This is a genomic window from Caulobacter sp. 73W, assembly GCF_041021955.1.
Classification (GTDB): domain Bacteria; phylum Pseudomonadota; class Alphaproteobacteria; order Caulobacterales; family Caulobacteraceae; genus Caulobacter.
On sequence record NZ_CP158375.1, the window covers coordinates 1851481 to 1875512 of the forward strand.

19 protein-coding genes are annotated in these 24032 nt (G+C 67.6%); 12 read left to right on the top strand and 7 right to left on the bottom strand.

What is annotated here, in order from left to right:
* Positions 1-7: 7 nt before the first annotated feature.
* Positions 8-1033, bottom strand: coding sequence for a helix-turn-helix domain-containing protein (locus tag ABOZ73_RS08675; protein WP_369062347.1), 1026 nt, complete (start codon positions 1031-1033; stop codon positions 8-10).
* A 167-nt stretch (positions 1034-1200) separates the two neighbouring features.
* Between ABOZ73_RS08675 and ABOZ73_RS08680 the strand changes: the two genes are divergently transcribed.
* Positions 1201-3777 (top strand): Calx-beta domain-containing protein, encoded by a 2577-nt coding sequence (locus tag ABOZ73_RS08680; protein ID WP_369062348.1) that lies wholly within the window; start codon positions 1201-1203, stop codon positions 3775-3777.
* 137 nt (positions 3778-3914) lie between these two features.
* On the opposite strand, the gene ABOZ73_RS08685 is transcribed toward ABOZ73_RS08680, so the two are convergent.
* Complete coding sequence (locus tag ABOZ73_RS08685) at positions 3915-6308, bottom strand: PAS domain-containing protein (protein WP_369062349.1); 2394 nt, start codon at positions 6306-6308, stop codon at positions 3915-3917.
* Between the two features lie 301 nt (positions 6309-6609).
* Between ABOZ73_RS08685 and mbhE the strand changes: the two genes are divergently transcribed.
* From mbhE to mnhG, 6 genes are read left to right on the top strand one after another with little or no spacing between them, the layout of a single operon-like run.
* On the top strand, positions 6610-9297 hold the full coding sequence (gene mbhE / locus ABOZ73_RS08690) for a hydrogen gas-evolving membrane-bound hydrogenase subunit E (RefSeq protein ID WP_369062350.1): 2688 nt from the start codon (positions 6610-6612) through the stop codon (positions 9295-9297).
* Positions 9294-9674, top strand: coding sequence for a sodium:proton antiporter (locus tag ABOZ73_RS08695; RefSeq protein WP_369062351.1), 381 nt, complete (start codon positions 9294-9296; stop codon positions 9672-9674). Before mbhE ends, ABOZ73_RS08695 begins: the two co-directional genes overlap by 4 nt.
* Positions 9667-11136 (top strand): proton-conducting transporter membrane subunit, encoded by a 1470-nt coding sequence (locus tag ABOZ73_RS08700; protein ID WP_369062352.1) that lies wholly within the window; start codon positions 9667-9669, stop codon positions 11134-11136. Before ABOZ73_RS08695 ends, ABOZ73_RS08700 begins: the two co-directional genes overlap by 8 nt.
* On the top strand, positions 11133-11468 hold the full coding sequence (locus ABOZ73_RS08705) for a Na+/H+ antiporter subunit E (protein WP_369062353.1): 336 nt from the start codon (positions 11133-11135) through the stop codon (positions 11466-11468). Before ABOZ73_RS08700 ends, ABOZ73_RS08705 begins: the two co-directional genes overlap by 4 nt.
* A complete protein-coding gene (locus ABOZ73_RS08710) occupies positions 11465-11740 on the top strand; it encodes a monovalent cation/H+ antiporter complex subunit F (protein ID WP_369062354.1) in 276 nt (91 codons plus the stop codon). The genes ABOZ73_RS08705 and ABOZ73_RS08710 overlap by 4 nt, the downstream gene beginning before the upstream one ends.
* Positions 11737-12090, top strand: coding sequence for a monovalent cation/H(+) antiporter subunit G (gene mnhG, locus ABOZ73_RS08715; protein ID WP_369062355.1), 354 nt, complete (start codon positions 11737-11739; stop codon positions 12088-12090). Before ABOZ73_RS08710 ends, mnhG begins: the two co-directional genes overlap by 4 nt.
* A 7-nt stretch (positions 12091-12097) precedes the next feature.
* Here the strand turns inward: mnhG and ABOZ73_RS08720 are convergent, their stop codons facing one another.
* The 3 genes from ABOZ73_RS08720 to ABOZ73_RS08730 all read right to left on the bottom strand — a co-directional run bounded on the left by ABOZ73_RS08720 (position 12098) and on the right by ABOZ73_RS08730 (position 13494).
* Positions 12098-12532: a hypothetical protein gene (locus ABOZ73_RS08720; protein WP_369062356.1), complete on the bottom strand. Its 435-nt coding sequence runs from the start codon at positions 12530-12532 to the stop codon at positions 12098-12100.
* Between the two features lie 66 nt (positions 12533-12598).
* On the bottom strand, positions 12599-12820 hold the full coding sequence (locus tag ABOZ73_RS08725; RefSeq protein ID WP_369062357.1) for a hypothetical protein: 222 nt from the start codon (positions 12818-12820) through the stop codon (positions 12599-12601).
* A gap of 104 nt (positions 12821-12924) precedes the next feature.
* Positions 12925-13494: a hypothetical protein gene (locus ABOZ73_RS08730; RefSeq protein ID WP_369062358.1), complete on the bottom strand. Its 570-nt coding sequence runs from the start codon at positions 13492-13494 to the stop codon at positions 12925-12927.
* A gap of 252 nt (positions 13495-13746) precedes the next feature.
* Here ABOZ73_RS08730 and ABOZ73_RS08735 point away from each other — a divergent pair, with 252 nt between their 5' ends.
* On the top strand, positions 13747-15798 hold the full coding sequence (locus ABOZ73_RS08735) for a carbon starvation CstA family protein (RefSeq protein ID WP_369062359.1): 2052 nt from the start codon (positions 13747-13749) through the stop codon (positions 15796-15798).
* Positions 15791-16030: a CstA-like transporter-associated (seleno)protein gene (locus ABOZ73_RS08740; RefSeq protein ID WP_369062360.1), complete on the top strand. Its 240-nt coding sequence runs from the start codon at positions 15791-15793 to the stop codon at positions 16028-16030. The genes ABOZ73_RS08735 and ABOZ73_RS08740 overlap by 8 nt, the downstream gene beginning before the upstream one ends.
* Positions 16031-16148: 118 nt before the next feature.
* Here the strand turns inward: ABOZ73_RS08740 and ABOZ73_RS08745 are convergent, their stop codons facing one another.
* Both ABOZ73_RS08745 and ABOZ73_RS08750 read right to left on the bottom strand, forming a co-directional pair.
* Entirely contained in the window at positions 16149-16997 is an 849-nt protein-coding gene (locus ABOZ73_RS08745; protein ID WP_369062361.1) for a type II toxin-antitoxin system HipA family toxin, read from the bottom strand.
* 406 nt (positions 16998-17403) lie between these two features.
* Positions 17404-17703 carry a helix-turn-helix domain-containing protein gene (locus ABOZ73_RS08750; RefSeq protein WP_369062362.1) on the bottom strand — a complete coding sequence of 100 codons (300 nt, stop codon included), beginning with the start codon at positions 17701-17703 and terminating at the stop codon, positions 17404-17406.
* 282 nt (positions 17704-17985) lie between these two features.
* Here ABOZ73_RS08750 and ABOZ73_RS08755 point away from each other — a divergent pair, with 282 nt between their 5' ends.
* Genes ABOZ73_RS08755 through ABOZ73_RS08765 form a run of 3 tightly spaced genes read left to right on the top strand, consistent with a single transcriptional unit; the run spans position 17986 to position 23921 of the window.
* Complete coding sequence (locus ABOZ73_RS08755) at positions 17986-19260, top strand: efflux RND transporter periplasmic adaptor subunit (RefSeq protein WP_369062363.1); 1275 nt, start codon at positions 17986-17988, stop codon at positions 19258-19260.
* 48 nt (positions 19261-19308) lie between these two features.
* A complete protein-coding gene (locus ABOZ73_RS08760) occupies positions 19309-22485 on the top strand; it encodes a multidrug efflux RND transporter permease subunit (protein ID WP_369062364.1) in 3177 nt (1058 codons plus the stop codon).
* Positions 22482-23921 carry an efflux transporter outer membrane subunit gene (locus ABOZ73_RS08765; protein WP_369062365.1) on the top strand — a complete coding sequence of 480 codons (1440 nt, stop codon included), beginning with the start codon at positions 22482-22484 and terminating at the stop codon, positions 23919-23921. The genes ABOZ73_RS08760 and ABOZ73_RS08765 overlap by 4 nt, the downstream gene beginning before the upstream one ends.
* Positions 23922-24032: the final 111 nt, after the last annotated feature.

Genomic DNA, 24032 nt, shown 5'->3' on the forward strand with positions numbered 1-24032 from the left:
TCGGGCTCTATCGAAAGTCGGAAAGCCACCGATGGAAGGCGGCCATGCGGGTGCGGGCATCCTCTTCGGCGACCTGGGCGTCGTCAGGCGGCGGCCTTGATGGAAGCAGAAGACCCGACCCGCGGATCTCGCTTGGCGCGTAGCCGAACTGGCGGCGAAAGGCGCGGCTGAAGTGGGCCTCGTTGGCGAAGCCGAAGGCGTCGGCGACATCGGCGATGCGCCGGCGCTCGGCGGGATCGGCGAGCGCCTGATGCACCGCGGCCAAGCGGCGCGCCTGGATGTAGCGGGCCACGCCTCCATCCTCGTTGAAGAGGGCGTAGAGGGTGGAGCGTGAGATGCGAAGACGAGCGCAGAGCGTATCGGCCGACAGATCCGGATCGAGCAGCTCGGCTTCGATCAGCCGCCTGGCTTGACGACGAAGCGTGGCGTGCAGGGGAGCGGCCGCGCGTTCGTTGTTCTCGGCGCTGGGCGCAAGGCAGGCGGCCAAAAGCTGCTGGGTGGCCGCCGCCGCCCGCGGAGCCTCTTCCGTCGTCATCTGGTCGGCGGCGTCGGCCAAGGAGATCATGTAGTCGCCCAGCAGCCGCCCCAGCGCCCCGTCCACCATGCGCCCGTGAAGGGCGTCGGCGTTGTTCATCACCGCGTCCATGGCGTCGCGCGCCACGAACAGGCAGACGCAATCCATGGCTGCAGGCGGCCGCACCAGCGCCTGCCCCATGTCCATGATCATGATCGGCGTGCGACCCACAGGCCGCCCATCAGCCCCGCGGATGAAGTCGAAGCGGACCACGTAGTAGTCGAGCTGGTCGGCGCGGATTTTCACCGGGGTGCGCTCGTATGCGAGGGCGTCCACCCGCGTGCCGCCGACGATCACAGGGCCCAGGTGCGCGCTCAGGGCCTCGCCGGCGAAACGCTTGGGATCGTCGGGGGTGGCGGCGATATCGAACATTGGGGCGATGGCCGAGCGCCAGGCCTCCAGACGCTCGCGCTCGTCGAAATCGGCGGTCGAGAACCGAAGCAGCGGGATGGTCGACAAGGGCTCGTCTCACTCAACGCGACATTGTCGTCTAACCGCCGCCGCAGGGCCTGTCAGCACCCGATGACCGCCTCATGGACGCAGGGGCAAATCTTTGGACACCCGGTCAATCCCTTCGCTCCGACCGCGCGCTAGAGCCTCGCGTCAAACCTTTAGGGGAGGTGACTGTGGCGTTTCAGGTTTATCGTGCGGGCCAGTGGCGCGACGTGTTTGAGGGCCTCGGCGGTGTGGCGGCCTGGTCCGTCGGCGGTGGCTCTTACGCGCCTTTTAACCCAAGAGTGGACGGCCCGCTGACCATCGATTTCGACCCGTGGATTGTCTTCGATGGCGAGACGACCGGAGGGTTTAACGCGCAGCTTTCCAGCGGCCGCACGAGCGCCCTTGTCTATAGCCAAGCGAGGGTCACCGGCGCTCAGGCGGTCAAGTTTGACGCACAACTGTTCACCGCCGAAGTCGATTTGGAAGGCGGCCCGCTCGCTGACATCATCATCGGCGGCCAGATGGATGATGTCCTGCGAGGGGGCATGGGAGCCGACACCCTCACCGGCGGGGGCGGGGCGGACCGGTTCAGGGGCACGCTGGCGGAGTTCGCCGGCGACGTGATCACCGACTTCGCTGTTGGCGACATCATCGAAATCTTCGACGCCTCCGGCCAGACGGCCGTGCTTGGCGACGGCAATGTGCTGACCATCGGCGGGGTGGACATCACCTTGGACGTCGACGCCGACTATAGCGGCTACGTCCTTCACCAGGGGGATCTCCTCGGCTATCGCACGATCAGCTTCGCCCCTCCATCTGTCACAATCACGGACGTAGACGCCGACAAGGACGAAGGCGCGGCGGGCCAAACCACCGCCTTTAAGTTCCGCCTTACCCGCGACGGCCCGCTCGACGGGGCGGCCAGTGTCAAGTGGACGGTCAGCGGCACTGGGCAGCACGCTTCAAGCGACGACGATTTTGTCGCCGTCTCTGGCCTAGCGCAGTTTGAACCGGGCGAAGAAAGCGTCGAGGTCATTGTCGAGGTGCGCGGAGACGACGACCGCGAGCCGCATGAACAGTTCGTTGTCGAACTCAGCGACCCCACTGGCGTAGCCCTGGGCGTCAACACCCAGTCCTGGGGCTGGGTGCGCAATGACGATGGCCCCAACCAAAGCGTGTCGATCGACGAGAACGACATGTGGACAAGCCTGCGCAGCTCGGAAGGCTGGACCGGGGACAGTCACGAGATGTCGGTCCTGTTGCGCCGGTCCGGCGACCTTCGAGGTTCGCTGGAAGTCGATTGGTCTGTGGGGCCCGGATCAACGGCTGATTCAGCCAACGCCGATGATTTCGAAAACGGCGCCTGGCCCTCCGGGACGGCGATCTTCGAGCCAGGCGAAACGACGGCCATCGTGCGCTTCTATGTGCGCGGCGATGCGGCGCGCGAAGCGGACGAAAGCTTCAGGTTCACCATCGCACCTGATCCCGCCAAGGCCGATTTCGACGCCGACAAGTTGAGCATCGAAGGCGAGATCTTCAACGACGACGCCACAACCACGCCCAAGGTCTCGATCCGCGCGGATACGCTGCGCATGGTTGAAGGCGACGACGGCGATGAGACGCCGTTCACCTTCACCATCGAGCGCAGCGGTGACGACCTGACCGAATGGAGCGAGGTGCGCTGGCGATTGACGCCCAGCGGCGCCCATCCAGCCGACCTCGACGATATGGTTGAGGATCAGGACTACGAAGGCTGGCTCACCTTCGCTCCTGGTCAGACGACGAAAGACATCACCTTGCTCCTGAAGGGCGACGAAGACGCCGAACGCGACGAGACCTTCAGCATCGTCATCACCGCCAGGGGCGCTGACCTTGAGGTCGACCGGATCAACGGCGTCATCGTGGATGACAACTCGCCGCCCGAGCCTGAGCCCGAGCCTGAACCGGAGCCGCAGCCTGAACCAGAACCTCAACCCGAACCTCAACCCGAGCCGCAACCGTCTCTAACGACGGAGCGGATCGAAGGCGGATTTGGCGCCGCCGCCGGCCTGCAGCCGGGGTCGATCAAGGGCTCGGCCCCCACCTTCACCCTGCCGGACGGCACAAGCGTCACCAATCCGGCCTATGAGACGGCCGCCAGGCTGGCGAATCTGATCGCCCGCTTTGAGGCGGGCCTTATCGATAGACCAGCTCTGGTCGACGGCGTCGTGGAGTTGGCCCGGCCGACCTCGGCGGTGGCCCTCCAGGCCTATCAGTTCTTCACAGGCTCCGCCCCCACTCAGGCGGGCCTGTCCTGGCTGGTGGACAGCGCGGACAACCCAAACGATCTGACCGACGCGTATTATGCCCGCTTCAACGAGACGAACCGCTACTTGAACTTCGCGGTGAACCTGGGGGTCGAGGGCGAAGGGGCGAACGCCTTCACCGCCGGCTACGCCGCCCTCGATTTCGCCGGCGCCGTGCGCAAGGCCTACGACATCATTATCGGCGTGGAAGAGGCCCGGGCCGGCGGCGTCGACATCGACGCGGCGCTGGCCTGGCTGAGCGGGCAACAGGCATATTTCGAAAGCTTCGCCGGCTCGGCCCTGGGCGGTAAGGCGGCCATGGTCGGCTACCTGATGTTCGCGGGCATGCAGGAGAAGGTCGGCCGCTACTTCGAAGCCGCCCACAACTGGCTGGAAGCCGCCTTCGACGGCGCCGCCCCCTATGGCGCGCCGCTGCTCGGCGTCAGTGAGATTAATCGCGCCGATCTGGAGATGGTCTAAGGCCGTGCGGCGGGCCGTCCAATTTTGGTCCGGCCTGCTTTGCCGTCATCTGTGGCGGCCCAGTCTTTCCTGGCCGGGAATCAGCGTCTGCCGCCGATGCGGCAGGCGCGTGCGCAAGGAAGTTTGAGGGGCCGGCGTCAGCGAGGGCGCCAGTTCACCCTCGCCCGCGCCAGGGTCTCCGCCAATTCGTCCAGCGAATAGGGCTTGCGCAAAAGCGCGTAACCGCGCGTCCCCTCCTGGGCCAGGACGTGGCTGTAGCCGCTGGTCAGGACCACCGGCAGATGGGGGTATAGGCGCAAGATCTCGTCGGCCAGATCCATGCCCGAACGCCCCGGCATGACCACGTCCGTGAAGACCAGATCGAACTGACCAGGATCCCGGGCCAGTTCGGCCAGCGCCGCCTCCGCGTCGGTCGCCCAGATGACGCCGTGGCCCAGTTCCGCCAGGGCGTGGCGGGCGAAGTCGCCCACCTCCCGATTGTCCTCGACCAGAAGGATGCAACGGCCCGCCTCCAGCGCCCGCGCTTCAGAGCGCGCCTCCACGGGCCGCGAGACCGCTTCCGAGGTCAGCGGCAGATAGAGCGTGAAGGTCGATCCGAAGCCTGGCGCGCTTTGCACCTCCACCTCGCCCGACGACTGCTTGGCGAAACCAAACACCTGGCTGAGACCAAGTCCGGTTCCCTGGCCCACGCCCTTGGTGGTGAAGAACGGCTCGAAGATGTGGTCGATCTTGTCGGCGGCGATGCCGACGCCGGTGTCGGTGATGCTGATGGCGACAAAGTCCCCGCGCACGGCCTCTTGGTCTCGCACGGGGGGAAGTCGATCAACGACGCGCACCTCGATCTTGAGCACCCCCTCGCCGGCCATGGCGTCACGGGCGTTGACCGCCATGTTGACGATGGCGGTGTCGAACTGCGTCGGATCCGCGGTGACGAGGCAGGGCTGCTCTGGCCGCGCGTAGCGTAGGTCGATCCGGCTGCCGAGCAGGGTGTTCAGCATGCCTGAAAGAGCGGCGATGCTGGCGCTGGCGTCGAACACCTGCGGCTGCAAGGTCTGCCGCCTCGCGAAGGCCAGAAGTTGACTGGTCAGGTTGCTCGCCCGGTCGGCGGCCTCGGCGATGGCCCCGATATAGCGCTCGCGACGCTCTTCGCTGAGGGCGGGTCGGCGCAGCAGATCGACCGTGCCGCGAATGACGGTGAGCAGGTTGTTGAAGTCGTGCGCCACCCCGCCGGTCAGCTTGCCCAGCGCCTCAACCTTCTGGGACTGGCGAAGGGCCTCTTCGGCGGCGCGCAGGGCTTCGGACGCTTCCCGTTCGGCGGTGACGTCGCGCCCGATGGCGAAGATTTCTCCATCGCCGGGCCCCGCCACCCACGAGATCCAGCGATATCCGCCGTCCTTGTGCCGAAAGCGCAGCAGGGAGGCCGGCAGCTCGGCCACCTGCGCGATCGCCAGGGCCTGCGCCGTTCGCTGCAGATCCTCCGGAGCGACAAGATCATTGGCGGACATCCCCACGATCTCCTCGGCCTCAAAGCCGAGCACCGACTTCCAGGCCGGATTGGCGCGCTGGTAGACGCCAAGAGTGTCGGCGACCACCAGCAGGTCGGGCGTGTTGCTCCAGAACTGTTCGATCTGGTTGGTGAGATCGGACGCCTCGTTACGAAGCCGCCGCTCGACCCCCATGCGCTCGCTCTGATCGCGCATGGCGCCGACCATCCGAACCGGCCGCCCCTCGGCGTCACGGATGACGAAACCCCGATCGCGCACGTCGGCATAGGAGCCGTCGCCGCGCAGGAAGCGGTAGTCGGCCGCCCAGTCGACCGCGTCGCCATCGATCACCGCGTGAATGCTGGCGTCGATACGCGCCCGGTCCTCGGGATGGATATGGTCGATCCACCAGCCGCCAGCGGTTCCGACGTTGGACAGCGCATGTCCGTAGGCGCGTTCGATCGCCTCGTTCCAGGTGACCTGATCGCGTTGCAGATCCCAGTCCCAGATGGCGTCGTTCGTGGCGCGATTGGCCATTTGCAGGCGCTGCTCGGTCTCGCGCAGCCGCGCCTCGGCCAGCACTTGGTCGGTCGTCTCGGTGGCCGCGCAATAGAAGCCCTGGATCCTGCCCTCATCGTCCCGCAGGGGAGTCCAGGAGAAGGTGAAGTAGCCAAGCGGCCGATCAGGCCTGCCGCCCACCGCGATCGGCAGATTCACGAAATGCTGGGCCTCGCCGCGCTGAATGGCGGCGATCACCGGCGCGAACTGATCCCAGATCTCCGCCCACAAGGTTCGGTAGGGTTGGCCCATCCCCGCCGGATGCTTGAGGCCAAGGATCGGGATGTAGCCGTCGTTGTAGAGCGAGATGAGCTGCGGGCCCCAGGCGATGTATACCGGCTGAGCGGATCCCAGCATGAGGCTGACGGCGGTCTGCAGGGTCTTGGGCCAGGTCAGCGGATCGCCCAGCGGGGTCGCACGCCAGTCGTGACCGCGGATCTGCGCGCCCGTCTCGCCCCCGCCCGAAAGGAAGACCAGAGGCTGGCTCATCCAGGCTGCTCCTGTCGTCCCGCCTCGCTTCGATAGGTCAATGAAACCTCACCCACGCGCCGCACGGCTGTCGCACGCGCGACCCTCCCCGAAGCGCAGATAACGAGCTGAGCCGCAAGGTCGTTCCCTAGGGCGACGCAGATGCGGCTGTGTCGTCACTGCGCCCTATCGGACACAGTTTCCATCGCGGCTTCCATGGCGGCGCAGAATCTTCGTCCAGCCGTGCATCCGATGGTCTAGCTCGGGCATTGCCTCTTGAATGTTTGCAATCTTGGCCGCCTCGCTGGTCGGCGCTTGCCTCATGCCGTTGCTCGCGCGCGTCATGGGCCGGGGCGCCGGGCTGATCATCGCGCTGCTGCCCGCTGGACTTCTCGCCGCCTTCGTCACGATGGCGCCGATCGTCGAGCGCGGCTGGGTGTTGGGTCAGGGCCGCCAGTGGGCCCCGATGCTGGGCCTGGACTTCACGCTCCGCCTCGACGGATTCTCGTTCCTCTTCTGCCTGCTCGTCACGGGCATCGGCGCGCTCGTCATCATCTATGCCGAGGGCTACCTCACCAACAAGACACGGGCCGAGCGCAGCCGTTTCTACACGCTGATCCTGCTGTTCCTCACCGCCATGCTCGGCACGGTCCTGGCCGAGAGCCTGCTGGTGCTGCTGCTGTTTTGGGAAGCGACCAGCATCCTGTCGTTCCTGCTGGTCGGCTTCGACAGCAAGAGCCCGCGCTCACGCCGGGCGGCGTTGATGGCCCTGCAGGTCACAGCCTTCGGCGGACTGATGCTGCTGGCCGCGGTTTTGATGATCGGCCAGGTGCTGGGCTCCTACTCTATGGCCCAGGCGATCAGCCAGGCGCCGCGACTGGCCGCCAGCCCCTACGGCCACGCCATCGTCGCCTGCCTCCTGATCGCCGCCTTCACCAAGTCGGCGCAGTTTCCGTTCCACTTCTGGCTGCCCAACGCCATGCAGGCGCCGACGCCGGCTTCGGCCTACCTGCACTCGGCGACGATGGTGAAGCTGGGCATCTACCTGCTCGCCCGCTTCGAGCCGGTGTTCGCCTCGGTCGAGTGGGGCCGCCCCACGGTGATCACGGTGGCCTGCGTGACCATGGTCGTGGCCGCGCTCCAGGCCTTGCGGGCGGAGAACTTCAAGTCGGCCCTGGCCTATTCGACCATCGCCTCGCTTGGCATCCTCACCCTGCTGGTGGGCCTTGACGGCCCGGCCGCGACGGTGGCCATGGTCGGCTTCCTTTTGGCCCACGCGCTCTACAAGGCGGCCCTGTTCTTCTGCGCCGGGTCCGTCCTGCACGCCACCGGACACCACAACCTGCGAACCCTCGGGGGCCTGGCGCGCTTTTTGCCGCTCACCGCCCTGGCCTGTGTCGGCGCCAGCCTGTCCATGGCCGGCATTCCCCCGTTCATCGGCTTCATCTCCAAGGAGTTCCTGTTCGAGGCGCAACTGCAAAGCAGCTGGGAGCTGGCCCCGCTGGCCATCGCCGTCCTGGTCAACGCCGCCATGGTCGGGGTGGCCGGGGTCATCACCCTTCGCCCCTTCTTCCTGGGCAAGGGCAAGGTCACGAAGGTCGACCATGGCGAGACCTTCTGGCTGGTGACCCCGCCCCTGCTCCTGGCCTTGGCCGGTCTGGTCATCAGCCTGGAGCCCGACTGGATCACGCGCACCGCCCTTCGCCCCGCCGTCGCCGCCGTCTATGGCAAGGCGGTGGAGGTGGACATCGCGGTGTGGCACGGGGTCACGCCCATGCTGCTGCTCAGCGGGGTGGTGGTCACCATCGGCGCGCTGATCGTGCGCTTTTGGACCCCGATCCACGAGCGCCTGCGCGGCATGGAGCGGTTCGACAACCTCGCCATCGAGCGCCTCTGGGAGGGCGGGCTGCGGCGGCTGGTGCTCGGCTCGCGGACCCTGACCGAATGGATCCAGCACGGCGACCTGCGGCGCTATCTGGTCGGGGTGATCGGCGGCGTCGCGGCGCTGATCGTCTGGTCCGTCGTCGGCGCGGGAAAGACCCCGCAGCTTCCGCTGCTTGGCGATCTTCGCCCCGCGCCGATCGTGGCCGCCCTGGTCGGTCTGGCCGGCGCGGTCGCCGCCACCCGCGCCAAGTCCGTCCTGGCCTCGATGATCGCCACCGGCCTGACGGGCTTTGCGGTCGCCATCACCTTTATGACCAACGGCGCCCCGGACCTGGCGCTTACCCAGTTCACGGTCGAGACCCTGATCGTCGTCCTGCTCACCGCCCTGCTCCTGGCGGTGCCCCTGGCCAATCCGCCGACACGCAGCCGCCGCATGCAGCTGACCGACGCAGGCTTGGCGTCGGTGATCGCCCTGCTGCTCTTCCTGGCCGTGCTCGACATGACCGCCCGCCCGCACGTCTCGCCGGCCAGCGATTTCTTCGGCCGCATGAGCTATGTCGCCGCCTACGGCCACAACGTCGTCAACGTCATCCTAGTCGACTTCCGGGCCTTCGACACCCTGGGCGAGACTACCGTGATCGCGGTGGCGGCGATCCTGGCGCGGGCCCTGCTGATGAGCCGCGGCGGCGACGCGCCGCAGAGCGCGCCCCAGCCCGTCCACTTCTCGTTCCAGGTCGCGGGCCGGATGCTGGGGTGGCTGCTGCTTATCGCCTCGCTGGTCATCCTGTGGCGAGGGCATGACCGGCCGGGCGGCGGCTTCGTCGGCGGTCTGGTGGCGGCGCTGTCCTTCGCCCTGGTCGCCCTGGCCTATGGCGTCGATCGCGCCGAGCGGGCCCTGCGCGTCGATCCCCTCACCCTCGTGGGCATCGGCCTTTTGTGCACCCTCCTAAGCGGCCTGCCCGGCATGTTCGCCGGCGAGCCGTTCCTGACCCATCTGTGGTGGGAGCCCGGCGGCTGGCTGCCCAAGTTGGGCACCACCATGGTGTTCGACCTGGGCGTCTATCTCGTTGTGCTGGGCGCGGTGCTGGCCTTCCTGTTTGGACTGCAGCGGGAGGCGGCGCGATGACGTGGCTCTACGCCCTGGTCGGCTCGGCCATAATCGGCTGCGCGATCTTCATGATCCTCTCGCGCAACCTGGTGCGCATGCTGCTGGGCCTGTCCCTGCTGGCGACCGGGACCAACCTTCTGCTGTTCACCGCCGGCCGCATCGAAAGCCCGCAGCCGCCGATCATTGCGCCCGGCGCCCGCGTGTTGGGGGAGACCGCCGACCCGATCATCCAGGCCCTGATCCTTACCGCCATCGTCATCGGCTTCGCCCTGACCGTCATGCTCGGGGTCCTGGTCCTGCGCGCCTGGCGCACCCAGGCCAGCGTCGACGCCCGCCAGACCGGGGTGGCAGAGACCAAGGGCTCTCCGCGTTCGAGGGAGGCGGCCGATGGGTGACGGCCTGCTGCTCCTCGCGCCGATCCTCACGCCCTTCGTCGGCGCGGCCATCGCCCTGCTGGTCCGCCAGCGGCCCGCCGCCGCGACCACCGTCGGCCTTTCGACCAGTCTTGTTCTGGCGCTCGCCTCGAGCGGCCTGTTCTGGCGCGCCATGGAGGGCGTTCAGACGCCCCTGCTGGTGTTCGGCGACTGGCCGCGCGGGTTTGGGATCAGCATCTCGGCCGCGCTGCCCGGCGCCGCCCTGGTTCTGGTGACGGCGCTGATCGCCCTGGCCTCGGCGGTCTACGCCCTGTCCGATATCGGGCCGCGTCGCCGCCGCGCCGGCTATGACGCCCTGATGCTGGCCATGATCGGGGCGGTGAACGGCGCCTTCCTGACCGACGACCTGTTCAACCTCTATGTCTGGTTCGAGCTGGCCCTGCTGGCGGCCCTGGGCCTGCTGACCCTGGACCGCCGCGCCGCCCAGATCGACGGGGCGATCCGCTACGCCGCCTTCGCCATGCTGGCGGCGACCTTCATCCTGATCGGCGTCGGCATGATCTACGGCCTGACCGGCACGCTGGATATCAAGACCGCCTCGGCCGCCCTGGCCAGTCGTCCGCCAAGCCTGGCCTCCGCGACCGCGGCGGCCCTGCTGCTGGGCGGCCTGTTGCTCAAGTCGGGCCTGGCGCCCTTCCACCTGTGGCTGCCGGCCTCCTACCACACCGCCCCGATCACGGTTGCGGCGGTGTTCGCGGGCCTGCTGACCAAGATGGGCTTCTACGCCCTCGTCGTGGTCTTCGCCGGCGTGTTCGGGGTCGGCTCGAACGGCCTGGGCGCGGCCCAGCTCACCCCGCTCTTCGCCTGGGTCGCGGCGGGCACGATGGTGATCTGCGTGGCCGGCGCCCTGGCCCAGACCGACATGCGCCGTCTGCTCGCCTACCACGTGATCGCCCAGGTCGGTTACATGATGGCCGGCCTGTCCCTGGCCGAGCGCGAGGGCGTGGCGGCGGCGGTCTTCTACATGATCCATTCGATCATCGTGCAGGCCAACCTGTTCCTCGGCGCCGGCCTGATCCGCCGCGCCTGCGGCAGCTGGGACCTGACGCGCACCGGCGGCATGATGCGCAAGGAGCCGCTGTTTGCCCTGCTGTTCGCGGTCCCCGTGCTGTCCCTGGCGGGCATTCCGCCCTTCTCCGGTTTTTGGGCCAAGGTCATCGTCATCCGCGAAAGCCTTGACGCCGGCATGGCCTGGTTGGGCTTCACCGCCATACTGGCCGGACTGCTGACCATCGTGTCGATGTCCATCTTCTGGTCCGACGCCTGCTGGCGCCAATCGCGCACGCCCCTGCGGCCCGTGCCGAAGAGCGGCCTCGTCGCCATGGCCATGCTGTCGGCCGCCACGGTCGCCATCGGCCTTGCGCCCCAGGCCCTGTGGACGGTCGCCCAGCTGTCGGCCCGCGCGCTGGGGAGCGGGTCATGAAGACAATCCGCCGCCTTCGCGCCGCCCTCGTCCTGGCGGCCATCTTCCTCTGGGACCTGGTGGTCGCCTCCATCGGCGTCGCCCGCATCGTGCTGGCCCCGCGCATCCGCACCCAGCCGGCGATCATCGTCGTTCCGGTGTCGGTCGAGCCGGACTGGGCGGTGGCCCTGTTCGCTTACTTCACCTCCCTGACGCCGGGCTCCACCTGCCTGCACGTCTCCGACGACCGCAGACGCCTCTATGTCCACGTCCTCAAAAGCGCCGACGCCGAGGCTTCGGCGTCGCGCTTCAAGCGCCTCTATGAGCGCTGGATCGCGGAGCTTGCGGCATGACCCCGATACAGATCCTCGCCGCCGTGCTCGCCAGCGTCCTGGCCCTGGCGCTCGTCCTCGCCGCCTGGCGGATGATCCGGGGGCCGAGCTTCGCCGACCGCTTCATCGCCCTCGACATGCTGACCGCCATCGCCGTCAGTTTCGCGGCCCTGACCACGGTCGCCACCGGCTCGGACGTCTTCCTCGACATCGGCCTGGGCATCGCCCTGATCAACTTCGTGGCCACGGCGGCCTTCGCCGTCTTCGTGGAAAGAAAGGGGCGAAAGCCATGACCATCGCGGCGATGACGCTCATGGTGCTGGGCGCGGGCTTTCTGCTGATCGCGGCCATCGGCGTGGTCAGGCTGTCCGACCCGCTTCAGCGCATGCACAGCGCCACCAAGGCCGGCACGCTCGGGGTCGCCCTCCTTCTGCTTGGCGTGCGCTTCTCGGGTCTGGTCGAGACGGGATCGACGGTTCTGCTGACCATCCTCTTCCTGCTCGTGACCCTGCCGATCGGGGCGCAGCTTCTGGGTCGCGCGGCCTACGTCTCGGGCGCCAAGCTGGAAGGGCTCCAGACCGATCCTATCGCCGAAAGCGGCGAGCTCGCCCAGATCGACGAGCCCCTGGAGCCCAAGGCCTGATAGCCGATCAGGTCGGCAGCGCCTTCAGGCCCACCTCGTCGGTGACGGCCCGTCCCGGAGCGATCTTGCGGCGCACCGTCTCAAATACCGATCGCACGTCGGGTGAAAGCTCCTGGCCGCGCAGATAGCTGTCGATGAGCCGCAGCAGGTCGTCTTTCGCGTCCTGGCTGGCGGCGCTGGCCGCCTCGTCCTTGTCCTCGAACCACTGATCGATGGTCAGCCTCAGCCGGTCGATCCAACCCATCGGCGAGCCGGCGTCGCGGTCCTTGCCGTCACCCCGTACGTTGGCGCTGAGGTTCTGCAGACGCTCGGCGCGGGCGGCCAGCGCCGCTTGCAGGGCGGCGCTATCGGCGACCTTCGCCGCGCGCCGGTGCAAGCTGGCGGCGTCGGCCAGGGCGTCCGACAGGGCATCGAGCGCGGATCGATCTTCCCGATTGAGCATGCTGGTCCTCCAAGTCACCCGAGGATCAACAGCGGGGTCGCCTGGGCGTTCCCCTAACCGGGTTTCTCAGACGTCCCGGCGGCCCGGCCACCACCGCAGCAGGTGCTTGGCGCTGAGCGACAGCCAGCAGATCGTCACGCCTGTGAACATCGCGCAGACCCCGGCCCAGAAGCCGAACCCGTAACCGGTGACGACCATCAAGAAGAAGCCGCTGATGAGCAGGGCCGAGCCCGCCATCATCGAGACGGTGAAGCAGGTGGACGCGAGGCGAAACAAGGGACTGTTCATGGCGCCGCTTAACCACGGCGACGCTCGCCAACCCGATGTGGTGCGACGCCACAGCGACGCTTCGCCTCTGCGCGTTTTGCCGCAGCGCTTGTTACGCGTTCAGCCTATTCGTTCAGCGCCCCGACCACCGTGGCCGGCGTGCTGGCGACATTGATGACCGGGATCGCGCATTCCAGCTTGGCCTCGACGCCCCGCAGGAAACCCCTTCGCGCGTGGCCGGCGTCGACCATCAGCTCCAAGCGGCGATCGGCCGGCGCCGCGCCGCTGATCTCGCGGATCAGGCCGCGGAAGGGGATGATGCTGTTGACCAGGGTCCGCCCGCCGGCCTCCGCCAGCTTGACCCCACGGTTCTCGCGAGCCGGCTCCGATCCGTCGAGGTCGGGCCCCAGCACCTCGTCCAGGGCGGCGCGCTGTGCGGCCACGGCCTGGCAGCTGTCGAGGCCTTGGACGTCATAAGGCGCGGCCGCCGCCTGCTGCAGGATGGCGGGGATCTGGCGCTTGGCCATGCCCAGGTCGCGGGCCGGCTGCGAGCCGACCGTCACCACCGTCTCGCGCCAACCGCCGCCGGCCTCGTCCTTCGGCTCCGGCGCGGATGCGTTGTCGCGCGCGACCGCCTGGCCGGCGCACAGAAGGCCCGTGAGCAGGATCGGGATAATCTTGGCTGAAGGTCTCATCGCAGTTCACCAGCTGATCGTGGTTCACCAACGAGGGCTCACGCCCGTGGTTCCGACGCCGGCACCGGTCGACGCAATCGTGAGACGTGCCGGACATCAACGCTCGCCACGCCCTGCACTGCGTTCGCCGACCTGGACGTGGCCAGTCTTCCTTGACGCGGCCGCCGATCCTGCGCCCTAACAGGTCGAGCTCGAGGGGCGCCCCGCCAGCGGCCGGGCGCGAGCTTTCGTCGAGGGTTGGAGAAGCGGTCCATGGGCAGGTTGAAGACGCATCTGTTGTTCGGCGTCATCGCGATCGTCGGGGCCGCCTCCCTGGCCGTCGTCGCCCTGCATCGCGGCGAGAGCATCAGCGCGGTGTGGATGGTGATCGCCGCCCTTTGCACCTACGCGGTCGCCTATCGCTACTATTCCCGCTTCTTGGCCGGCAAGGTCCTGGCCCTGGACGGCGCGCGTCCGACCCCAGCGGTTCGGCGCAATGACGGGCTGGACTATGTGCCGACGCCCCGCAACGTCCTCTTCGGCCACCACTTCGCCGCCATCGCCGGCGCCGGTCCCCTGGTCGGCCCCGTGCTCGCCGCCCAGATGGGCTACCTGCCGGGCATGATCTGGATCCTGATCGGGGCGGTCGTGGCCGGCGCCGTGCAGGACATGATGGTCCTCTTCATGTCCACCCGCCGCGACGGCAAGTCGCTGGGCGACATGATCCGCACCGAAATGGGACCGATCCCCGGGATCATCGCCCAGGTGGGCGTGCTGATGATCATGGTCATCATCTTGGCGGTCCTGGCCTTGGTGGTGGTCAAGGCCCTGGCCGAGAGCCCGTGGGGCGCCTTCACTGTCGCGGCCACCATCCCCATCGCCATCTTCATGGGTCTCTATTCGCGCTTCATCCGGCCTGGGCGGGTCGGCGAGGTGTCGCTGATCGGGGTCGTGCTGCTGATCCTTGCCATCATCGGCGGCGGCCAGGTGGCTGCCCATCCCGTCTGGGGTCCGGCCTTCACCCTGACCGGCCCGACCCTGGCGGTGGCGATGATGGCCTATGGCTTCGTCGCATCGGTCATCCCCGTGTGGCTGCTGCTGGCCCCGCGCGACTACCTATCGACTTTCTTGAAGATCGGGGCCATCGCCGCTCTGGCCATCGGCATCCTTATCGTGCGGCCGCACGTCCAGATGCCGGCGATCACGCCTTTCATCGACGGCACGGGGCCGGTCTTCGCCGGCGCGCTGTTCCCGTTCTTGTTCATCACCATCGCCTGCGGGGCCGTGTCGGGCTTCCACGCCCTGATCTCGTCCGGAACCACGCCCAAGCTGATCGAGAACGAGGCCCAGGTTCCTATGATCGGCTACGGCGCCATGCTGTGCGAAAGCTTCGTGGCGGTGATGGCCCTGATCGCCGCCACCATCTTGGATCCCGCGATCTATTTCGCCATGAACAGCCCGGCCAGCGTCATAGGAGCCGACGCCGCCTCGGCCGCCGCCGCCGTCGCCCAGTGGGGCTTCCACATCACCCCGGCCGAGCTGGAGCAGATCGCCCGCGACGTGGGCGAGCACACTATCCTGTCGCGGGCCGGCGGCGCGCCGACCCTGGCGGTCGGCATGGCCCACATCCTGTCGTCGGTGATCGGCGGCAAGGCGATGATGGCCTTCTGGTACCATTTCGCCATCCTGTTCGAGGCTCTGTTCATCCTGACCACGGTGGACGCCGGCACCCGGGTCTGCCGCTTCATGATCCAGGACCTGCTGGGCCTGGCGGTCCCCAAGATGCGCGAGACCAATTCCTGGAGCGCTAACGTCATCGCCACCGCGCTGACGGTCGGTCTGTGGGGCTACTTCCTCTACACCGGGGTCGTCGATCCCTTGGGCGGCATCAACAGCCTGTGGCCGCTGTTCGGCATCGCCAACCAGATGCTCGCCGCCGTCGCCCTGATCCTGGGGACCGTGGTGCTTTTCAAGATGAAGCGGGAGCGGTTCGCCTGGGTGACTCTCTTCCCAACCGTCTGGCTGCTGATCTGCACCCTGACCGCCGGCCTGCAGAAGCTCTTCCACCCGGATGTGCGCATCGGCTTCCTGGCCCACGCGCGGGCCTATCAGGCGGCCCTGGCCGACGGGCGGCTCCTGGCGCCGGCCAAGTCGGCGACCCAGATGCATCAGGTGGTGATAAACGACTACGTCAACTCCGCCCTGACAACGGGCTTCCTGTTCGTGGTGGTGACGGTGACGGTCTATGGGATCGGCGCCTGCCTCAAGGCGCGCCGCGCCGCCGCCCCGACCGTTCACGAAGTTCCGGAAGCGGCCCATGCTTGAGGACCTCGCCTGCCGCTGCCGCGATGTGGCCCTCGGCTGGGGCCGCGAAGCCCGGCGGACCGCCAACCTGATGATCGGCCAGCCTGACTATGACGCCTATGTGCGCCACGCGGCCGATCGGCATCCGGACGAAGCGCCGCTGGACCGAGTTCAGCTTCTTTCGCCTGCACGAGGCGCGGCGGTTCGGCGCTGGCGGCGGCTTTCGCTGCTGCTGACGAGGCGACTTTCTTGATCGGGTGGGCGCGAAGCTGGCGCTGCGAGCGGGTTTATCCCACAGACCTCGAAATTGTGGGATAATTGGCATTCGAGTCGGTGCATCGCCAAGGCGCCGGCACGTTGATCGCCACGTACTAGCCTTTTAGAAAACCGACTTGGACTGCGCCATGTGCGGCGGCGATCTCAGCTCTAGAGGCTCGCGTCACGCCCGCCTCCTCCGCCACCTGAGGCCATGTCGCCACCGCGGAAATGACCTCGTCGACGACCTGACCGATCAGCTTCTCGTCAATGCCGTGGCGTTTGCCCAGCGCTCGAATCTGAATCAGGGTCGGTCGGCGCCCCTCGCCTTCGACATCTAGGTAGTGCTCTCCTCCCGGCCCGACGGAATAGGTTAGGTCATAGGCTGGCGACAAGCGCCACTCGCCTGAAGGCGTCATCAGGAATGAATGCTGGCGCACATGATCGTCGCGATTATGGGCGACGACATTGAAAACCATCCGGCGAAAGGCGGCGGTCAAATCGCTGGCGTGCCGGGTCACCGCGGCGGTGAGACGCAAAAGCGTGTCGTAGGAAGATGGCTGGGTCCAAGGAGCTTCGATGATCGCTCCCATGGATAGCATGTGCAGACGCTTGCCGGGGTATGGTCGATCAAACCTGCGGGTCGCAAAGTACCCTGGGCCAGCCTTAGCGGGCAGCAGACGAAAATCGGGGACCTGAAGGCCAGCAGCAGCCGCCAAGGCTGCGTAGGCCGCCTCGATCGGGCCGATGTCCGGCGGGTCGTTGGGCGAAGCGAATTTAACGATCCACGACGTGTGGCCAGGCGGCGTTTCGCCCTCAGCGATCGAGATCTCGCCCGCACCATCAAAGCCGACATGGATCTTCGGCCTGGCGCCGCCCGAGCCGGTCGCAAGCGTGGCCAATGTCGCCGCAAGCGCCCCTTCGTCACCCGAGAGAATGGAAGCCGAACTCGGCCGCCAGCTCATCCAGATCGAGCGTCTCGACCGAGGGATCTGGCGTCGTCGCCGGCTCATAGACGAGCGCGCCCCGCCCCTGACGACCAACGAGCGCAAGCCGATCCAAAGGGCCAAGTTCGTCAAACCTGACCCCCAGCCTCGCAAGGCGTCGACGCGTCACCAGGGCGCCCCAGGAGTTCTGGAAGGCTGTCGCAGATAAACCCGTGCAGCCCCTCCAGATCGCGTCGTCGCGCGGCGTGCAGGCCCGGCTCAACGGGGTAGTGGAGCCCCGATACCGGCAGCCCGCAGGCAAGCAGCTGCGGCGACCATTCAAGCTGCGCCAGTCCGTTCGCCATCGCCAGACGTCCCGCCGGCATCGCCAAGGCTTCTTCATCAAAGCAAAGGTTGAACGCGAGTGGCGAACCCGGACGAAGCCTCATTGGCGTTTTGATCCGCGCGCACCAGCCTGAACCTTCTGTTGGTTCAATAGCTCATCGAGGCTTGTGGCGGCCGGCGGCGGAAACAGAGCGTCGAGCCCCTCCTCGCAACGCAGCGCGATGCACGCCTTGACCACGTCACTCAAAGAGGCCTGACCCGACACCTCCAAGCGTCTCCATGTTCGGTAGCTAACCCCAGAGCGCTCCGCCGCCGCCTGCTGCGTCAGACCCAAGGACTTGCGACGAAACGCAATTCGTCGCCCCAGCTCTTCCATTAGCTCGACTGGCGTTTTCAACATCGGCCAAATATGGCCTATTTATCGGCGATTATCAACATTATTGACCATATTTGGCCAATTATTGACTGCGCAGAACGCGGTCGGAAGGTCCCTCAAGGCCATCGCCGTGCTACTAAGCTCTAGCCAACCAACCATCCAAAGAGATGGTTCGACCCAGCGCCGGCGGCATCGGCCACAAATTAGCCTTGGCCTGTTTCGCGATTGAAACGTTGAGGCAACGCTCTTGGGGCAATAAGGCTCGCCGCAGTGCGTCCAGACTTCAAAAAACTAAGCGCAGGTTCCATGCGATCGACTTCGACGACCCCGACACGCCTTGGCGCCGTCGCCGCCGCCATCTGCCTTGGCGGCCTCACCCTGGCCGCCTGCGGCAAGGGCGACCAGCAGGCCGGGGGTGGCGGACGAGGCCCGGGCCGCGGTCCGGTCGAGGTCGGCTTTGTGGTCGTCCAGCCGTCCAGCTCGCTGGTGAACGTCCAGCTTTCGGGCCGCACCGTCGCCTATCAGAGCTCCGAGGTCCGACCCCAGGTCACCGGCGTCATCAAGAAGCGCCTGTTCACCGAAGGCGCGATGGTTCGCCAGGGCCAGCCGCTCTACGAGATCGATCCCAGCCTCTACCAGGCCTCCGTCAGCCAGGCTCAGGCCAACCTGCAAAGCGCCCAGGCCAGCCTGACCGCCGCGCGCGCCCAGGCCGACCGGTTCAGGCCGCTGGCCCAGATCGAGGCCGTCAGCCAGCAGGACTACACCAACGCCGAGGCCGCCGCTCGCCAGGCCGAGGCCGCCGTCGCCCAGAACCGCGCCGCGCTCGAGACCGCGCGGATCAATCTGCGCTTCACCACCCTGCCCGCGCCGATCACCGGCCGCATCGGCCGCTCCCTCTTCACCGTCGGCGCCCTGGTCACCTCCAATCAGGCTGATCCGCTGACCACCATCCAGCAGCTGGACCCGATGTATGTGGACATCCAGCAGTCGAGCGCCGAGCTGATCGCTCTGCGCCGCGCCATCGCCGCCGGCGGCGTCGCGCCGACCACCGCCCAGGTGCGCCTGACCCTTGAAGACGGGTCCGAGTATCCCCAGGCCGGCGTCGTCGAGTTTTCCGAAGTGGTCGTCGATCCCTCCACCGGCGCGGTGACCTTGCGCGTGCGCGTGCCCAACCCGCAGGGCCTTTTGCTGCCCGGCATGTTCGTGCGGGCCAACTTCGCCCAAGGCGTCGATCGCAACATCTTCCTGGTCCCGCAGCAGGCGGTGGGCCGCACCCCGCGGGGCGAAGCCAGCGTCTGGCTGGTCGGCGAGGACGGCAAGGCGGTGCAAAAGACCATCAAGGCTGACCGCACCGACGGCGACTCTTGGGTCGTCACCAGCGGCCTCAAGGCCGGCGACAAGATCATCACCCAAGGTCTCGGCAATCTGCGCCCAGGCGCTCAGATTCGTCCCGTGCCGGCGAGCAAGACCCAGACCATCGCGCCGCGGCAACGCGGCCAAGGCGGCCCTCAGGGCGCAGGCGGTCAAGGCGGCGGTCAGGGCCGTGGCGGCCAAGGCGGCGGCCAACGGCAGGGCGGCTAAGCGATGTTGTCTGGCGTCTTCATCAAGCGGCCCATCTTTGCGTGGGTCTTGTCGATCATCGTCATGCTGGCGGGCCTTGGGGCGCTCACCGTGCTGCCGGTCGGCCAGTATCCTGATGTCGCGCCTCCGCAGGTGAACGTGCGGGCCAGCTATCCGGGGGCCTCGGCCGAGACCATCCAGAACAGCGTCACCCAGGTGCTGGAGCAGTCGCTCACCGGCATCGACGGCTTGCTCTATTTCAGCTCCAGCTCGACCTCGCGCGGCTCGGTCGGCATCACCGCGGTCTTCGCCAAGGGCACCGACCCGGACATCGCCCAGGTCCAGGTTCAAAACCAGGTGCAGCAGGCCATCGCGCGCCTGCCGCAGCAGGTTCAGCAGCAAGGCATCCGCGTCAGCAAGTCCAACCCGGACTTCCTGCTTCTCGTCGGCGTCTATGACGAGACCGACCGGATGACCAACCAGGACGTCTCCGACTACATGTCGTCCAACCTGCAAGACAGCCTGGCGCGCATCGAGGGGGTGGGCGACACCAACGTGTTCGGCGCGCCTTACGCCATGCGCATCTGGCTGAACCCGCAGCGCCTGGCCGCCTACCAGCTGATCCCGGGCGACGTGGTCGCCGCCATCCAGGCTCAGAACACCGAAGTGGCGGCCGGCGAAATCGGCGGCCAGCCTCAGCCCGACACCAACATGCTCAACGCCACGGTGACGGCGCAGGCTCGCCTGCAGACGCCCGAGCAGTTCGAGAACATCATCTTGAAGACCACCCGCAACGGCGCCAGCGTGCGCCTGAGCGATGTGGCCCGCGTCGAGCTGGGGGCCGAGAACTACAACGCCCGCAGCCGCGTCAACGGTCACCCGGGCGCCGGCCTCGCCGTGCTCCTGGCCCCAGGCGCCGATGCGCTCAAGACGGCCGAAAGGGTCAAGGCCGAGGTCGAACGTCAGGCGGTCAACTTCCCGCCGGGCATGAAATTCGCTTACGCCAACGACACCACCGACTTCATCAAGCTGTCGGTCAAGGAAGTGGTCAAGACGCTGATCGAGGCGATCATCCTCGTGATCATCGTCATGTTCGTCTTCCTCAAGAGCTGGCGCGCGACCCTGATCCCGGGCCTGGCGGTCCCTGTGGTGCTGCTAGGGACCTTCGCGGTCTTCTATGTGGCCGGTTTCTCGATCAACACCCTGACCCTGTTCGCCCTGGTGCTGGCCATCGGCCTGCTGGTCGACGACGCCATCGTGGTGGTCGAGAACGTCGAGCGCCTCATGCACGAGAACCCGGACATGTCGCCCAGGGAGGCGACCGTCCAGTCGATGAAACAGATCTCGGTCGCCCTGGTGGCCATCGCGCTGGTGCTGTCGGCGGTGTTCATGCCCATGGCGTTCTTCGGCGGCTCGACCGGCGTGATCTACCGTCAGTTCTCGCTGACCATCGTGGCGGCCATGACCCTGTCGGTGCTGGTCGCCCTGGTCCTCAGCCCCGCCCTGACGGCTACCTTGCTTCGCCAGCACCGCAAGGCCGGGGACGCCGAACCCAAGCAGAGCCTGCTGCAGCGGCGCGCGCCGGGCTTCGCCCGCTTCATCGACAAGGCCTCCAAGAAATTCGACGAGGTCTTCGACAATATGAGCGCCGGCTATGAGCGCGCCGTGGGCAAGGTCATCGACCGACGCATGTTGTTCCTGGGCATCTACGCGCTCAGCGTCGTTGTGCTGGCGGTTCTTTTCATCCGCCTGCCCACCGGCTTTTTGCCCACCGAAGACCAAGGCAGCATCTCGGTGCAGTTCCAGCTGCCGTCGGGCGCCACCCAAGGCCGCACCTATCAGGTGCAGCAGCAGGTGGAGCAATACTTCCGCACCCACGAGGCCGACAACTTCAAGACCATGTTCACGGTCAGCGGCGGCGGCGGGGGCGGCTCCAGCGGTCAGAACACCGGCCAGGGCTTCCTCAACTTTGTCGATTGGGACAGCCGCAAGGGCAAGGAGAACAGCGCCGGCGCCATCGCCGAGCGGGCTTCGTCGGCCTTCTCGGGTTTCCGCGACGCGCGGGTCTTCGCCCTGCAACCGCCGGCGATCCGCGGTCTTGGCCAGTCCAACGGCTTCACCCTGCAGCTGCAAAACGCCAGCGGCATGTCGCGCGCCGACTTCGAGGACGCCCGCGCCAAGCTGGTGGAGTTGGCCAGCAACGATCCCATGCTGACCGCCGTGCGCCTGAGCGAACTGCCCGACATCCCGACCCTGCAGGTCAACACCGACCAGGAGAAGCTGGCGGCCCTCGGTCTGACCCAGGCCGACGTCAACACCACCCTGTCGACCGCCTGGGGCGGCCGCTATGTGAACGACTTCATCGACCGCGGCCGCGTCAAGCGCGTGTTCGTCCAGGCCGACGCGCCGTATCGCGCCAAGCCCGAGGACCTGAGCCAGTGGTTCGTCCGCGGCCGTGAGGGCCAGATGGCGCCCTTCACCTCCTTTGCCAGCACAAGCTGGTCGACCGCCCCCACCACCCTGGCGCGCTTCAACGGCGTGCCGTCCTTCGAGATCCAGGGGCAGGCCGCCCCGGGCGTCAGTTCGGGCGAGGCCATGGACCGCATCGCCGAACTGGCGTCCCAGATCCCTGGCACCACGGTGGCCTGGTCGGGCCTCTCCTTCCAGGAACGCCTGTCGGCGGGCCAGGCGCCCCTGCTCTACGCCCTGTCGCTGCTGGTGGTCTTCCTGTGCCTGGCCGCGCTCTATGAGAGCTGGTCGATCCCGATCGCGGTGCTGCTGGTCATTCCGCTCGGCCTCATCGGTGCCGTCGTAGCGGTGACCCTGCGCGGCCTGGTCAACGACGTCTATCTTCAGATCGGTCTGCTTACGACCATGGGCCTGACCGCCAAGAACGCCATCCTCATCGTCGAGTTCGCCGAGCAGGCCGAACGCCAGGGCGCGCGCGTCATCGACGCGGCCATGCAGGCGGCCCGTCTGCGCCTTCGCCCGATCCTGATGACCAGCCTGGCCTTCATGTTCGGGGTCCTGCCGCTGGCCATCTCCACCGGCGCCGGCGCCAACAGCCGTATCGCCATCGGCACGGCGGTGATCGGCGGGGTCGTGGCGGCGACCGTGCTGGCCATCTTCTACATCCCGCTCTTCTTCGTGCTGGTGCGCCGCGTCAGCCGTGACGGCCTCAAAGGTCTTCGCGGCGGCGACTACGCCCCCGCCGGCCAAGCTCCCGCCGGGGAGGCCGCGCAATGAGCCGCCCTCTCCTGATCCTCCTGGCCGCGGCCTCCACCGCCGCCTGCACCATGGAGCCGCGCTACGTGCGGCCGGACGCGCCGGTTCCGACCCAGTGGCCGACAGGTGGTCCGTATGTGACCGCCGCGGCGACCGCCGCGCCGGCCGCGGCCAATCCGGTGATCGTCGATCCGCGCCTGCAGCGCCTCGCCGCCCAGGCGCTGGAGAACAACCGCAACCTGCGCGTCGCCCTGGCCAATATCGAGGTCAGCCGCGCCCAGTACCGCATCCAGCGCGCCGCTCTCTTGCCGGAGCTCACCGCGTCTGGCCGCTACACCGCGTCTCGACGCTCGATCGCCAATGTCAGCGGCACGGGCGCTACCGGCGCCGAGCGCGACAATGAGAGCTATTCGGTCCAGGTCGCGGTGAACGCCTTCGAGATCGATCTCTTCGGCCGCGTCCGCTCTTCCACCCGCGCCGACCTCAACCGGTATCTGGCCACCGAGGCCGGCGCCCGCGCCACGCGCCTGACCCTGGTGGGCGACATCGCCGAGGCCTGGCTGAACCACGCGGCCGACAGCAGCCTCCTGAAGATCGCGCAGGACACCGCCGCCAACGCCCAGCGCAACGTCGAGCTGACCCGCGCCCGTCTCGAAGGCGGCGTCGCTCCGCGCACCGATCTTCGCCAGGCCGAGACGGTCATGGCCACCGCTCAAGCCGACGTCGCCCGTCTGCGCTCGGTCGTCGCCCAGGACGTAAACGCCCTTCAGCTTTTGAGCGGCGCTCCGGTCGACCCCGCCCTGCTGGCCGGGTCGATCGATGAGGTCGCCAACGCGATCGCCCTGCCGGCCGCCGGCCTCAGCTCGGCGGTTCTGCTGAACCGGCCGGATGTCATCCAGGCCGAGTACAGCCTGCGCGCCGCCAACGCCGAGATCGGCGCGGCCCGCGCGGCGCTTTTCCCGACCGTCTCGATCACCGGCGCGGCGGGCTACGCCAGCGAGGCGCTCTCGTCGCTGATCAGCAACCGGGCGTTCAACTCGTCCTATGGCCCAGCCGTGACCTGGCCGTTCTTCCGCGGCGGCGCGGGTCTGGCCGCCCTCGATGCGAGCCAGGCCCAGAAGGCCGCGGCGGTAGCCACCTACGAGCGGGCGATCCAGGCCGCCTTCCGCGAGACGGCCGACGCTCTGGCCCGCAACGGCACGATCGAAGATCAGGCCGCCGCCGTTCGCCTGCGTCTGGACGCCGCCGCCGACACCTATCGCCTGGCCGAAGCGCGCTATCGCGGCGGGGTTGATCCCTTCCTCGCCAGCCTCGACGCCCAGCGCACGCTCTACAGCGCCCGCCAGACGCAGGTCGCGATCCAGCTGGAGACGGCGATCAACCGCATCGATCTCTATCGGGCGCTGGGCGGCGGCGACCCGCTGGACATGGCGCCCCTGCCCCCTTTCGAGCCTTAGAGTTGGTCAAACCGCGCGACGCTGTGGGCGCAGCGCGCCACAAACGCTAAACGGCTTGCAGCCGCCGCGCACCCGTGGCGTTCAATAGGTCATGAGCCAGCAGACGCCGCC

Excerpts from the sequence above, each read along its gene's own strand:
- ABOZ73_RS08685 (WP_369062349.1), bottom strand. The coding sequence starts at position 6,308 with ATGAGCCAGCCTCTGGTCTTCCTTTCGGGCGGGGGCGAGACGGGCGCG.
- mbhE (WP_369062350.1), top strand. The coding sequence starts at position 6,610 with ATGCCGTTGCTCGCGCGCGTCATGGGCCGGGGCGCCGGGCTGATCATC.
- ABOZ73_RS08695 (WP_369062351.1), top strand. The coding sequence starts at position 9,294 with ATGACGTGGCTCTACGCCCTGGTCGGCTCGGCCATAATCGGCTGCGCG.
- ABOZ73_RS08700 (WP_369062352.1), top strand. The coding sequence starts at position 9,667 with ATGGGTGACGGCCTGCTGCTCCTCGCGCCGATCCTCACGCCCTTCGTC.
- ABOZ73_RS08705 (WP_369062353.1), top strand. The coding sequence starts at position 11,133 with ATGAAGACAATCCGCCGCCTTCGCGCCGCCCTCGTCCTGGCGGCCATC.
- ABOZ73_RS08710 (WP_369062354.1), top strand. The coding sequence starts at position 11,465 with ATGACCCCGATACAGATCCTCGCCGCCGTGCTCGCCAGCGTCCTGGCC.
- mnhG (WP_369062355.1), top strand. The coding sequence starts at position 11,737 with ATGACCATCGCGGCGATGACGCTCATGGTGCTGGGCGCGGGCTTTCTG.
- ABOZ73_RS08720 (WP_369062356.1), bottom strand. The coding sequence starts at position 12,532 with ATGCTCAATCGGGAAGATCGATCCGCGCTCGATGCCCTGTCGGACGCC.
- ABOZ73_RS08725 (WP_369062357.1), bottom strand. The coding sequence starts at position 12,820 with ATGAACAGTCCCTTGTTTCGCCTCGCGTCCACCTGCTTCACCGTCTCG.
- ABOZ73_RS08730 (WP_369062358.1), bottom strand. The coding sequence starts at position 13,494 with ATGAGACCTTCAGCCAAGATTATCCCGATCCTGCTCACGGGCCTTCTG.
- ABOZ73_RS08735 (WP_369062359.1), top strand. The coding sequence starts at position 13,747 with ATGGGCAGGTTGAAGACGCATCTGTTGTTCGGCGTCATCGCGATCGTC.
- ABOZ73_RS08740 (WP_369062360.1), top strand. The coding sequence starts at position 15,791 with ATGCTTGAGGACCTCGCCTGCCGCTGCCGCGATGTGGCCCTCGGCTGG.
- ABOZ73_RS08745 (WP_369062361.1), bottom strand. The coding sequence starts at position 16,997 with ATGAGCTGGCGGCCGAGTTCGGCTTCCATTCTCTCGGGTGACGAAGGG.
- ABOZ73_RS08750 (WP_369062362.1), bottom strand. The coding sequence starts at position 17,703 with ATGTTGAAAACGCCAGTCGAGCTAATGGAAGAGCTGGGGCGACGAATT.
- ABOZ73_RS08755 (WP_369062363.1), top strand. The coding sequence starts at position 17,986 with ATGCGATCGACTTCGACGACCCCGACACGCCTTGGCGCCGTCGCCGCC.
- ABOZ73_RS08765 (WP_369062365.1), top strand. The coding sequence starts at position 22,482 with ATGAGCCGCCCTCTCCTGATCCTCCTGGCCGCGGCCTCCACCGCCGCC.